The sequence below is a fragment of the Hymenobacter sp. genome (genome assembly GCF_036388155.1).
Lineage (GTDB): Bacteria > Bacteroidota > Bacteroidia > Cytophagales > Hymenobacteraceae > Hymenobacter.
The window spans coordinates 1-12,082 of the sequence record NZ_DASVSI010000168.1 but is presented as its reverse complement, the minus strand read 5'-3'; the positions used below and the strand labels follow the sequence as shown (position 1 = coordinate 12,082).

The following is a 12,082-nucleotide window of genomic DNA, read 5'->3' as shown; positions in this document are numbered from 1 at the left end:
CGCAGGGGCTTATTGAAATACAAGCCCACGGGGCAGGTAAAAATCATGAAGCGGTAGGTCTCCGACGGCCGCACGCCGATGAAGCCATCGGTGGCAAACATGAACGGCCGGATGTAGAGCGAGGAGCCCGCCGACGTGGGCACCCACTCCGCATCGAGCTTCACGAGTTCGCGCAGGCCCTGCATGAACAGGTCTTCGGGGATGGTGGGCATGCACATGCGCTCGGCCGAGGAGTTGAGGCGGGCCCAGTTGTCGAAGGGCCGGAACAGGGCCACACCGCCGTCGTGCTGGTGGTAGGCCTTCATGCCTTCAAAAATGGCTTGGCCGTAGTGCAGGGCCGAGTTGGCGGGGCTCACCACCATTTCGCCGTAGGGCACAATTTGGGGTTCTTGCCACTCGCCATCGCGAAAATCCACGGCAAACATGTGGTCGGAAAAGGCTTTGCCAAATTCCAGTTGGTCGAAATCGACGGTAGCCAACCGGGAAGCTGCGGTTTGCTGCGTGCGAATGGGGAGAATGTCAATCATAGGTTCCAGATTCAGGGTACGTGTGGGTGGGATTTTCCGAGTACGACGGATGGAGGCAGGACGGCTAAAAAGAAAAAAACAAGAGGACTGTCGGCACACGAGTTGAGCCGACGCTACCGCAAATTCAGGTCAAAATCGAAGGATATTCCTGCAAACCCCGAGAGGTCTAAAGTCGTGCCTTCCACGTCACTTCTTCCACGCCCAAGTCGTGGGCCATGGCGCGACTCAGCACAAACAAGAAATCGGATAAGCGGTTCAAATACACCACCACCAAGTCGGCCACGAAGGACTCCTCGCTGAGGTGAATGACTAGGCGCTCGGCGCGGCGGCACACGCAGCGGGCCACGTGCGCGTGGCTCACGGCCGGGTGGCCACCGGGCAAGATGAAGGCCCGTAGTTCGGGCAGTTCGGCATTCAGGCGGTCCATTTCCTCTTCCAGCAGCGTCACGTCGGCCGCGTGCAGGTCGGGCAGTTTCATTTTCGACTTCTCCGGGTCGGCGGCCAGGGCCGAGCCAATGGTGAACAGCCGGTCCTGGATTTCCTTGAGCAGCGGGCGTCGGGTGGCGTTCACGTCCTGGTCGCTCACTAGGCCAATGTGGGAGTTCAGTTCATCCACAGTGCCGTAACATTCGATGCGGAGGCTGCTTTTGGGCACGCGCGTGCCGCCAATGAGCGAGGTAAGGCCGGTATCGCCGGTTTTGGTGTAGATTTTCATGGCTAGTGCCCGGCTACGGCGTGCGTCGTTATTTCCTTGTTTACTTCGTCCGACTCCACCAAGCCATCGCGCAACCGCACAATGCGGTGGGCGTAGCGGGCAATGTCCTCTTCGTGTGTTACCATGATGATGGTATTGCCCTTGGAGTACAGCGCCTCGAACAAGTCCATGATTTCGTGGCTGGTTTTCGAGTCGAGGGCGCCGGTGGGTTCGTCGGCCAGCAGCACGCTGGGGTTGTTCACGAGGGCGCGGGCAATGGCCACCCGCTGGCGCTGGCCGCCGCTCAGCTCGTTGGGGCGGTGCGAGGCCCGGTCGGCCAGGCCCACCGAGCGCAGCGACTCCAGGGCCCGCTCGTTGCGCTCGCGCTTGCTCAGGCCGGCGTAAATGAGGGGCAGCGCCACGTTGTCCAGCGCGCTGGCCCGCGGCAGCAGGTTGAAGCTTTGGAAAACGAAGCCGATTTCCTTGTTGCGCACCTCGGCCAGCTGGTTGTCGCTCATGCGGCTCACGTCCTGGCCGTTGAGTATGTACTGGCCTTTCGAGGGCGTGTCGAGGCAGCCCACAATGTTCATCAGCGTGGACTTGCCCGAGCCCGAAGGCCCCATGAAGGCCACGTATTCGCCCCGCGGAATCTTGATGCTCACCGAGCGCAGCGCGTGAATGACTTCCGCCCCCATGACGTAGGATTTGGCGATGTCCGTGGTTTCGATAACGTTGGGATTCATGGCGTAGCAGGCTTTATTGCAGAGAAGAAGGAGCAGATGTTCCGGAAAAAGTAGCCGTGGCCGCCGCCCGAGTCGCGCGCCGGGCAGCGTATTCCGCAGCTAAAGTAGCATACGCCGCCGGTGGCAACTGCTGCCGAAGCTGCGCCAACGCATCGGCCGCGTAATCGGTGAGTCCTGCGTCGGCCGCCGCCAGCACGTAAGCCCTCAACAGGGGGAGCGAAGAAGGGTTTTCGTCGAGGCCCGCGCGCAAGGCCCCATAGGCGGCCGCATAGTCGCGCCGCTGCGTGTAAAAACGCCCTGCGGCCAACACCGCATCTTCATTAAAAGGTGCTTCGCGCACGATGCGCTGGTAATTTTTAGCGGCGTCCGCTACGTTGTTGCCCTGCTCGGCTCGTTGCGCTTGCCCCAGCCAGTCGTTGCCAACCCGTGCGCCCGTATTTCCAGCGGCAGCAAAGCTCCCCGACCCTAGTTGTTGCAGTGCCTGCCGCCCCAGTTGTTGCTGCGCAGAATCGGGAGACGCCGCCAGCCGAGCCGCCATGGCCCGGGCGGAATCGGCACGTCCGCTCAGGGCCAAAGCATAAACCCGCGCGGCCGGGGCCGAGGTGGCACCGTGCCCAGCGGCAAAGGCCAGCTGGTCGGCAGCGGTGGCGTATTGCCCTTGCTGCAACTGCCACAACCCCAGCAGTTGCTGGTAATACGCAGCCGTGGCCGTGGTCCCGGTGGCTAAGGGCAGCAACAGTTCCCGGGCCGTTTTCTCCTGGCTTAGGGCGTGCCGCGCCAAAGCTTGCAAAAACAGCAGCTGCTCGTAGTAAGCAGCATTGGCTGAGTCATTAGTCAGCTGGGCGAGAGTCCGCAGCAACCGATTGATGCTCAGCGTATTTCGCGTCTTGATGTTTGTGAGCGCGTGGTGGTAAACCTGTGCGAAGGTGGCGTCATCCAGCTCGGCAACCGGCACGATGGGCGTAGACACTTTAGCCGGTTTTGTGAGCAAGTTGTACAGAAGCTGGTTGGCGGTTAAAGCAGGCTCTGTCGCCGGGTTGGCGTCACTTGTGGCGAGCTTCTGCGCGGCGGGATACAGCTCCTGCTTTAGCAGAAAACCGAGTTGGTTGGTACGACTGGCATAATTGCCCGGCGCGAGCTGTTCAGCCCGGTCCAGGTAAAAGGCCACCGAATCGGTGAGGGCGGTTTGGGTGAAAAGCTGAGCCAAGTCGCTGGCTAAGGGCGCACTTTGCGGCTGACCTTTTATGCCACGGCGCAATATCTCTAGGCCATCAAACAAGTCAGTTGGCGCGTTGTAGAGCCGGGCCAGGCGCAGGGACACTTTCTCGTTGGGCCCGCGCAAAAGCGCCCGGTTTAGGGCATTGATTTCGTTCTGGCGCTGCTGCCGAAAACGATACAGCGCGGCCCGACCAAACTGGGCGTGTAGGTTGGCGCGGTAGAGCACGTCGCCGCTTTCGGCGTAGTAGCGCTCGGCCAGTACGGCCAGGCTCAAATCGTCGGGGTCGGCCTCACTTTGCTGGCGGGTCAGGTCGGCGAGGTGGTTGTACTGCCCGGCCTGCACCTGGTCAAGCAGGTTGAAATTCTGGCGCGACTGTATCATCACAATGCCCAGAATAGCCAGAATATAGACCGTGTAGAATGGCAACCGGCGCGGCTCAAACAACACCCGATACACCCGCAGCCGCCGCTGAATGAGCGGCATGAAGTTGATGAGCACATACAGCCAGAACGCCCCGCCCACCAGCAACAGCGCCACCCCCGTGAAGCTGCGAGCCGCCACCAGCAGGGGTGTATTGTCGGTGGCCAAGGCATAGGCCAGCGCCCCAGCCGCGCCCATCACCAGCAACGGGTACAATTGGGCCATGCCCCGCGCATACGGCACCCAATCGGCATAGCTCGGTGCACGCAGGCGCAGGCCCAGCCCACCGGCCAGCAGCGCCGGCACCAGCAGCACCAGCGGGTCGAGGCTCACGCCCGGCAAAAGCTGCACCGTGCCATTATTCCAAACATACAGCACCAAGGCACCCAAATACAACAAGCTTGCCGCTACAAACGGCCACAACCCAAACCGACTCCCGGGCTGCTCGGCCTGCGTATTAAACCACAGCAGCGCGCGAATATTCTCTACCCCCACCCACAGCACCGTGAGGGCAAAAAGTACGGCGCCGGCCGACGTGGCGTACGCCGCAAGGTGCAACACCGTCTCCGAAGCCGGGAGGTCGCTTTGCGCAAATAACAGCGCACTCAATCCCGCCACAATGACGGCCATGACGACCGTGCGCCACAGCAGCGGCATTCTTTCGGCAAAGGCGTGTAGGCCGAAGGCGCCTCCCCCTACCAGCCCCAGCATGAGGTAGAGAAAGTACCGCTCGCCCGTAGCAAAAATGCCCAGCTGCTCGGTAGCGAGCGACAGCAGCAAGAAAATGACGGGCACCATGCCCGCCACAAACGGCGTGCGCTCCAGGGTACTCACCACCGCCATCCAGCCCGTTAGCAGCACGGCCAGCAGCACCAGAAACAGCGCGGCGGCCACCGGCTGCGTGAAAGGCCCAACCACATCATGCGTCAAACTGACGATGAAGCCGCTGGCTTGCACCGGCAGCTGCAGGGGCCCCGCCGCAATGGACTCCAGCGTGAGCGGCACCGCCTCCAGGCTGGGCACCAAGCGGATGGGCAGCGCGCTGGCGGCCCCGGTAAAATAGTAAAATACCGCCAGCGCCACGGCCAGCGCAGCCAGAACGGCCAGCCAGCTGGGAAACCAGCTGCGGGATGCAGGTGCTTTCGTCGCCAACTATTCCAATACTTTGGGCACCCGGAAGTAGTCCGAGTCTTTGCGGGGAGCGTTGCGCAGGCCATCCTGGTGGCTCACGGTGTTGCGGGCTTCGTCGTCGCGCAGCACGTTTATTTCCTGCGAAAGATGCACCAGCGGCTCTACCCCGGTGGTGTCGAGGCCTTCCAGCTGGGCCACAAAATCAAGGATGTTGTTCAGGTCGCCGAGCATTTGCTGCTCGCGGGTGGCGTCAAATTCGAGGCGGGCCAGATGGGCCAGGCCGCGCAGGGTGCCAAGGTCGGTGCTCATGTACGTTATGAGGGTTGGGGGTTGAGTTATGAGTTGGCGGGCTGCCGCTCGGGCTGCGGCGCCGCTGGCACGGGGGCCCGCCACGTGCTGGGGCCAGGCTTTACGGCGCCTTCCGGCAGGAAATCGCCGGTCAGCAGCTCCGCGACGCGCTGCTTCAGGGCCGGAACATCGGCCAGGGTGAGGCCCGCCGTGGGAATGGGCGAATGAAAAACGATTTTGAGCCGGTGGTAGCGCACGCGCAAGTCCTTCTCAACGTCGGGCATAAACATGTGGTTCAGCGGCATGCTCACCGGCACGATTGGCACTCCCGCCTCAATGGCCAGCTGAAATGCCCCGTCGAGCAAAGGCAGTAGCTCCTTGCCGGGCGTGGGCGAAATACGACCTTCAGCAAAAATGGCAATGCTTTTCCCTTCGGCCAAGCCGCGCCGGGCCGCCACGGCTGCCCGGCCCCGGCTGACGGCGCTCGAGCGGTCCACGGTGATGTAGACGTTGCCAAACAGCGGCCCCCACACCGGCACTTTGGCCAGCGAGGCCTTGCCCATCATGTTGAGGAAGCCCGGAATGGTCTTAAACAGGAGCATGATGTCCACGTAGGAGCCGTGGTTGGCCACGTACACGCAGGGTCGGGGGTTGGGGGCAGCGCTTTCGCGCACTATTTCCACCGGCATGCCCCACATGAAAATGGATGACGTCGACCAGAAGCGGTTTAGTGCATGCACCACCCCTCCCCCATTGGGACGCCGGCTGAAATACCACTGGAAGGGGTAAATGAGCACAAACGGCACCAGAAACCAGAACACAGCCCAAGTGGTGTAGAGGCGCTGGCCAATGTATCGGAGCAGATGGCGCATGGCTGCAAAGTTAGGTGACGTGCTGATGTGCTAATTTTTTAATGTGTCGATGTGCTGATTCTTTGATGTGCAAATGTGTAAATAGGTTAAGGGCTGGCCTTTACAGTTTGCATCAGCACATCGACGCATCGAAGAATCAGCACATCCAGGAATCACCCCCTTCCCGCCAATACTTTCTCGGCCTTGAGCAAGCCCGCCACGCTGACACTGTCGGTGATGCGGTCGTCCATGACCATGCGCACGGCCTCCGCCAAGGGCAGCTTCCACAGGCGCAGGTCTTCGGTTTCCTCTGGTTCTACTTCGCCCTGCGTCAGGTCTTCGGCCAGAAACACGAAGCCCTCTTCATCGGTCACGGAGTTGGATGTGTGCAGGCGGGCAATGCGCGTCCAGCGGGCGGCCGTCATGCCGGTTTCTTCCTTGAGCTCGCGTTGGGCCGACTCCAGAATGTCCAGTTCTACGGGGCCACCACCCATGGGAATTTCCCAGCTGTATTCGTTCAGTGCGTAGCGGTACTGGCCCACCAGCCACGTGTTGCCCTCGGCATCGACCGGCACAATGCCCAAGGCCTTGTTTTTCATAGTCACCACGCCGTAAATGCCCCGGCCACCGCTGGGGTTGAGTACTTGGTCTTCCCGCACCGAAATCCAGGGGTTCTGGTATTTCACCTCTGTGCTCAGGGTTTGCCAGGGGTTGTGGGTTTCGTCGACGTGCGGGGCGGAAGGCTGAGACATGGGAAAAGCGCTGGGTGAACCGAAGGCTCCAAAAGTACACGGGGTTTGCGATGCCGCGCGGCCGACGGTCGAGGGTATGGCCGCATCTACCGAGTCAATTTCTCCATTGACCGGTCAAAGTCAACCATTAAAATAAAACTAATTGCGCCTACCTTACGCAGTGTAGTATATTTGCCCCATAAGTACCCCCGCACGGGCTGGAAATGTGGAAAGGAAGGACCTCTCGTGCGGCGGCGCTCTGGTTGACCAGGTGGGGTAGACACCTCTAAACCAGACCCGCCACTTTAAGGCCGCTGCCCCAGGGCAGCGGCCTTTTTTGTGCCCTTATCGGCTGTATAGCACGATTTATGGCTATACTGAAATTGACCAATGCTTGCTGAGGAGCTTTAACCTTGCCGGGGGCCAACCCGTACCATCACCTCCGGCCGCCCACATTCCGGCCGTTCCTACCTCATGGCTCAGTCTAATTCCAAGTCCAAGCAAAATTCCGCCCAAGAAGAACACGACCCGCTGTTCAATCTGAAACACGCGCAAGCCGAAGCCGACCTCGCCCAAAACACGCAGGGCCTGGGCCCTATCACCAACGAGTATGTGAGCAGCGACGAGGACGACGAAATCGACGAAGGCCCTCGTGACAGCCAGGGCCAGCGCCGCGGCGAAAACGACCCGGCCGCCGACCTGGGCAGCACCGCCGGCAGCCACTAAACCGCCGCCAACACCGGCTTTCACTGCAGGGGAGTGAAGAATACCGCCTTACTTGCGGGTTCTTCACTCCCCTGCTCCTTTCTCACGTTTTGCTTCTTGCCACCCACACCGGCCACGCCCTCGAAGCGGGCCTCGACGAAGCGGGCCGCGGCTGCCTGGCCGGTCCCGTTTTCGCCGCCGCCGTCGTCCTGCCGCTTGACTTTAACCCGCGTTTTCTCAACGACTCCAAGCAGCTCAGCGCCAAGCGGCGCGAAGCCCTTCGGCCAGTAATCTGCGCCGAAGCGGTGGCCTGGGCCGTGGGCCAAGCCACCGTGGAGGAGATAAGCAGCCTGAACATTGCGCAGGCCAGCTACCTGGCCATGCACCGCGCCGTGGCGGCCCTCGGCGTAGCACCAGAGCATCTTTTGGTCGACGGAAACGGTTTTCGGCCGCTGGCCGGCGTTGCTCACACCTGCATTGTTGGCGGCGATGGGCTCTACCGCAGCATTGCCGCGGCGTCCATCCTAGCCAAAACCTTCCGAGACGAACACATGCAAGAACTGGCCAGCGCTTTTCCGGAGTACGGGTGGGAGCAAAACGCGGGCTACCCTACCGCTAGCCACCGCGCCGCCATCCGGACGCACGGGCCCAGCCCGCACCACCGCATGGGGTTTCGGCTGCTATAAACCTAGCCATTGAAGACGCTTACGACTTTAGTTTCAGCAAATCGAGGAAGAGGCTGAAGCCATCGACGCTGGTGCCGCCTTCGCCGAACTTGTCAAAGCTCAGAGGCTTGATGATGTAGCCGCTAACGGCAAGCTGCTGGGCCTTGAGCCGCTCCGACTCCAGGTCGGAGGTTGTCATGATGAAAACGTTCAAGCCCACAAACTCCGGGTCGGACCGCAGGATTTCGAGCAATTCGAGCCCATTCATGCGTGGCATGTTGATGTCGAGCATTACCACATTGGGCTTGTTAATCTTGGGCTCGCTGCCCTCTCCCCGGAGCATCTTGAGGGCATCGCGTCCGTTCTTGGCGTGCACTAGGGGCACGTCTATGTTTTGGCGGCGCAGTTCGCGCTGCACGTTCATGACGTCCATCTGGTCGTCTTCCACGAGCAAAATGCTGGGCGTGGGATAATCGGCGGACATAGGCTAAGCAATAGGCAACGGCGGGAATATGCCCGCAAAAAGCAGCACCGTATGGTTAGGTGACAGGAGTTGATACGTGGGAACGGGAAGCTGTGGCCGGAACCCCGGCCGTTTTTTTGGCTTTAGGCGGCTGCTTGGGCCACGTAAAAATGAACTTAGCGCCCTTTCCTTCCGCCGATTTCACCCCGATTCGACCACCCTGCCGCTCGACGATTTTTTTCACGATGGCTAGGCCCACGCCCGTGCTTTCCAGCGTGTCGCGCTCGGTGAGGGTCTGGAAAATAACGAAAATACGGTCGTGGTATTCGGGGTCAATGCCCGGCCCATCATCGGCCACGGAAAACAAGTAGAATTCGCCCGCGTCGTCGCACCCAATGGTCACGGTACCCGATTCCGGCTGGTGGTGGTACTTCAGCGCATTGCTGATGAGGTTGGTGAACACCTGCTGCAGCTGCACGGCATTGGTGGTGAGCGTGGGCAGGAAAAACGGCAGCTCGACGGTAAAGCCCGGCGGTGGGTTCAGGGTATCGACTATCTCGCGCAGCAGCTTGCGCACAAAAACCGTCTCGTTGTCCTGAGCCACCCGGCCCACCCGCGCCAAATCCAGGATGCCGGTGATGAGCTTTTCCATGCGGTGCACCCGTTGACGCATCAGGCCCAGAAACTCCCGGATGTGCGCCGGCAGCTCTTCCTTGCCCATGTCCTCTTCTATCCAGCGCGAAGCGCTTTCAATGCCCCGCAGCGGCGCTTTCAGGTCGTGCGACACCACGTAGGCGAACTGGTCCAGTTCCTGGTTGCGGCTCTCCAGCTGGCTGATGTTGGCGCCCACGGTGCGCGCCATCATGTTCAAGGCGCTGGTGAGCTCGCTCACTTCGTCTTGTTCGGTGTCCACAATCTGGCTGTTGTAGTCGCCGTCGGCCATTCGCCGGGCCAGGTCCAGCATGCTGCGCAAGCGGCGCGAAAACACCCGCACGATGTAGATGGCCCACAACAGCCCCAACACCAGTGCGGCAATGGCCAACCCTGCCGAAAGCCATTCGGCCCGCACAATGCTGGTGTCCAATTGATTGCGCAACTCCTCGCGCGCCTGGGCCTCTCTTTTTTCAAATGCGGCCAGCCGCTGCCGGATGTTGTCCATGATTTGCTTTCCGGTCAGGCCTTCCGTCAGACGGCGGTGGGCCATGCCTTCCAACCCGGATTGCCGGCTGTTGCGGCGGCGCAGTTCCCGTTTTTCAGCCACCATCAAGTGGCTATAGCTCGACCACTGCTGGAAAAGCCGCTGGGTTTGGTCAATCAGTTCCACCTGCGAAGGCGCATCCTTTACCAGGTCCCTTAGTTCAGTAAACCTGCCAATTAACTGCCGCTCGCCGTCGTAATAGGGAGCCAGAGTTTGCTCGTTGCCAATGAGCAGATACCCCCGAAAGCCCGTTTCCATGTCGATAACGTTGCGCAGCAAATTGGACGCGCGGTTAGAAATGTGTTGCGAGGCCTCTACCTTTTGCGAGTTGTGCAACACCTCCCCGGCCAACTGGTAGTAGAAGAGCACCACGCCCGCAAACAGTGCCAGCAGGAGCACAAATCCTGCAAACAACTTGGTGGTAAGAGTAATTCTCATTGAGCGTGCAGCCTAAGGTCTCGGCAAGGTTCCGGTACGCGCCTTGGCTTCAATGGTTCGAAGCAGGGCCAGCATATCGTCGGCAATAGCCTGCACGCGCGCAAACCCAGCAATAGCCTCTTCTGTTTGCCCAGCCCGGCTCATGTCCATCAACCGGTTGGCTTCCTGATGAATGAGCACGTGCTTCCGGTCGAATTCGGCTGCTTCCGGCAGACCGGCGTATACGCCTGGCCGGCGCATGCGGTCGGCAATCCATATTCCCAGGCTGCACCGTGCCGGGTCCCGGTCTGGACCCTCCGACCCGCCATTACCGTACAAAAACGAACGCAACTTGCTCTTGAAGTGCACGTGTTTGATGTGCGCTGACTCCAAATCGTGCTTGGCCTCTTCGGGGGTCATAAAGTAGCTAAATGAGTGGTCGCAATTGTTTCTGGCACCGCAGGCTAGCTGTACGATGAAGCTACCGAATAAACCACTGGTAAGCTGAACTCGAGTACTTCTTGCCGGACGTAATAGAAGCTCAAAGACTGTCTGCGTCAGAATATCGGTACTTTTGGGCTTTCAATGACCCATCGGGAGTAGTGCCGCGTATTGCCGCACACCCATCGGCTCTTTCTTTCCACCATGACCCAAGACCAGATTAAGGACTTGAAGGGCCGCGCCGAGGCCCTGAGGAGGTATCTTTGACTACGATGCCCGCAAAGAACAAATAGCTACGGCCGAGGCCAAAACGACCGCCCCCGGATTTTGGGATGACTCGAAAGCCGCCGAAGCCACGCTGCGCGAGGTAAAAGGCATCAAAACCTGGACCGATGACTACGAGGCCGTTCAGCAAGCGCTAGCCGATACGGAGGTTTTATTCGATTTTCACAAGGAAGGGGAAGTTTCTGAGGCGGAAATGCAGGCCGACTATGACGCCACGCTCAAAAAAGTGGAGCAGTTGGAGTTCAAACGGATGCTTTCTGACGAGGAAGACCAGCTTTCCGCCATCATCGACATCAACCCCGGCGCCGGCGGCACCGAAAGCCAGGACTGGGCCGAAATGCTCATGCGCATGTACATCATGTGGGCCGAAAGCCACGGGTTTGGCGTGAAGCAAGTTAGTTACCAACCCGGCGAAGGAGCTGGCATCAAGTCTGCTTCTCTAGAGATAGACGGAGACTTCGCCTACGGCTATCTGAAAAGTGAGATTGGCGTGCACCGGCTCGTCCGCATGTCTCCCTTCGACAGCAGCGGACGGCGCCACACGTCATTCGCCTCCGTGTTCGCCTACCCAGTGATTGACGACACCATCAACATCGAAATCAACCCCGCCGACATCTCCTGGGACACTTTCCGGGCCGGTGGCGCCGGCGGGCAGAACGTGAACAAGGTAGAAACCGCCGTGCGTCTCACCCACGCTCCCTCCGGCATCATTATCGCCGTCCAGATTGAGCGCAGCCAACTCATGAACAAAGAGCACGCCCTGCGCATGCTCAAGTCCCGCCTTTACCAGATTGAGATGGACAAGCGCCACGCCGAACGCGACAAGGTAGAAGCCACCAAAAAGCGCATTGACTTCGGCTCGCAGATTCGCAACTATGTTCTCCACCCTTATAAGCTTATCAAAGACCTACGGACGGGTATCGAGAGGACGGATGTGCAAAACGTGCTGGACGGGGATTTGGATGAGTTTATTAAGGGGTTCTTGATGCAGAGCTGAAGACCGAAAATAAGTGTTATGTGCACTTAAGACCATGCTGGAACAGACCCATAAACTCAGCATCTACTTGCTAGTATCACGCAATAAAAAAGCCCTTCCAGTGGAAGGGCTTTTTTATTGCGGCTAGGTTGTATTAGTTCACATCCTAGAAGATTTTGGGAGCGGTTTGAGGTGGTCGGGTAATCCTGGACAGAATAGGGTCTTATCTTTCGAACGTCATGAAAGACAGCCCCCAACCCGCCAACCGTCGGCGTTATGACGCCGCCTTCCGCGCCGAAGCGTTGCGCCTAGCCAGCGAAAGCCGCTC

Annotated in this window: 12 protein-coding genes and 1 pseudogene; 3 read left to right on the top strand and 10 right to left on the bottom strand. The window is 59.8% G+C overall.

Going from position 1 to position 12,082, the window contains the following annotated elements:
* The 7 genes and pseudogenes from VF629_RS23960 to VF629_RS23930 all read right to left on the bottom strand — a co-directional run.
* Positions 1-527 (bottom strand): annotated as a pseudogene (locus VF629_RS23960) (branched chain amino acid aminotransferase); the annotation flags it as partial.
* Positions 528-693: 166 nt separating this feature from the next.
* Positions 694-1,242: a cob(I)yrinic acid a,c-diamide adenosyltransferase gene (locus VF629_RS23955; RefSeq protein ID WP_331061042.1), complete on the bottom strand. Its 549-nt coding sequence runs from the start codon at positions 1,240-1,242 to the stop codon at positions 694-696.
* 2 nt (positions 1,243-1,244) lie between these two features.
* Positions 1,245-1,964, bottom strand: a complete 720-nt coding sequence (locus VF629_RS23950) for an ABC transporter ATP-binding protein (protein ID WP_331061041.1) — start codon at positions 1,962-1,964, stop codon at positions 1,245-1,247.
* Positions 1,965-1,977: 13 nt separating this feature from the next.
* Complete coding sequence (locus VF629_RS23945) at positions 1,978-4,755, bottom strand: hypothetical protein (protein ID WP_331061040.1); 2,778 nt, start codon at positions 4,753-4,755, stop codon at positions 1,978-1,980.
* Positions 4,756-5,043, bottom strand: a complete 288-nt coding sequence (gene gatC / locus VF629_RS23940) for an Asp-tRNA(Asn)/Glu-tRNA(Gln) amidotransferase subunit GatC (RefSeq protein WP_331061039.1) — start codon at positions 5,041-5,043, stop codon at positions 4,756-4,758.
* 26 nt (positions 5,044-5,069) lie between these two features.
* Positions 5,070-5,894: a lysophospholipid acyltransferase family protein gene (locus tag VF629_RS23935; protein ID WP_331061038.1), complete on the bottom strand. Its 825-nt coding sequence runs from the start codon at positions 5,892-5,894 to the stop codon at positions 5,070-5,072.
* 152 nt (positions 5,895-6,046) lie between these two features.
* The gene (locus VF629_RS23930; RefSeq protein WP_331061037.1) at positions 6,047-6,625 is read right to left on the bottom strand and encodes an NUDIX hydrolase; all 579 of its coding nucleotides are present in this window, start codon (positions 6,623-6,625) and stop codon (positions 6,047-6,049) included.
* A 453-nt stretch (positions 6,626-7,078) separates the two neighbouring features.
* Here VF629_RS23930 and VF629_RS23925 point away from each other — a divergent pair, with 453 nt between their 5' ends.
* Together VF629_RS23925 and VF629_RS23920 are read left to right on the top strand one after the other, a co-directional pair.
* Positions 7,079-7,330: a hypothetical protein gene (locus VF629_RS23925; protein ID WP_331061036.1), complete on the top strand. Its 252-nt coding sequence runs from the start codon at positions 7,079-7,081 to the stop codon at positions 7,328-7,330.
* Between the two features lie 89 nt (positions 7,331-7,419).
* Positions 7,420-7,995 carry a ribonuclease HII gene (locus VF629_RS23920; RefSeq protein ID WP_331061035.1) on the top strand — a complete coding sequence of 192 codons (576 nt, stop codon included), beginning with the start codon at positions 7,420-7,422 and terminating at the stop codon, positions 7,993-7,995.
* Positions 7,996-8,014: 19 nt separating this feature from the next.
* On the opposite strand, the gene VF629_RS23915 is transcribed toward VF629_RS23920, so the two are convergent.
* Genes VF629_RS23915 through VF629_RS23905 form a run of 3 tightly spaced genes read right to left on the bottom strand, consistent with a single transcriptional unit; the run spans position 8,015 to position 10,472 of the window.
* Positions 8,015-8,458, bottom strand: coding sequence for a response regulator (locus VF629_RS23915; protein WP_331061034.1), 444 nt, complete (start codon positions 8,456-8,458; stop codon positions 8,015-8,017).
* 55 nt (positions 8,459-8,513) lie between these two features.
* The gene (locus VF629_RS23910; RefSeq protein WP_331061033.1) at positions 8,514-10,073 is read right to left on the bottom strand and encodes a sensor histidine kinase; all 1,560 of its coding nucleotides are present in this window, start codon (positions 10,071-10,073) and stop codon (positions 8,514-8,516) included.
* A 12-nt stretch (positions 10,074-10,085) separates the two neighbouring features.
* Positions 10,086-10,472 carry a CZB domain-containing protein gene (locus VF629_RS23905; protein ID WP_331061032.1) on the bottom strand — a complete coding sequence of 129 codons (387 nt, stop codon included), beginning with the start codon at positions 10,470-10,472 and terminating at the stop codon, positions 10,086-10,088.
* Between the two features lie 225 nt (positions 10,473-10,697).
* Between VF629_RS23905 and prfB the strand changes: the two genes are divergently transcribed.
* Positions 10,698-11,775 (top strand): peptide chain release factor 2 gene (gene prfB, locus VF629_RS23900; protein ID WP_331061031.1). Its coding sequence is split into 2 segments (ribosomal slippage): positions 10,698-10,757 and positions 10,759-11,775, totalling 1,077 coding nucleotides; the frame shifts between segments, so codons are not numbered across the junction.
* Positions 11,776-12,082 lie beyond the last annotated feature (307 nt).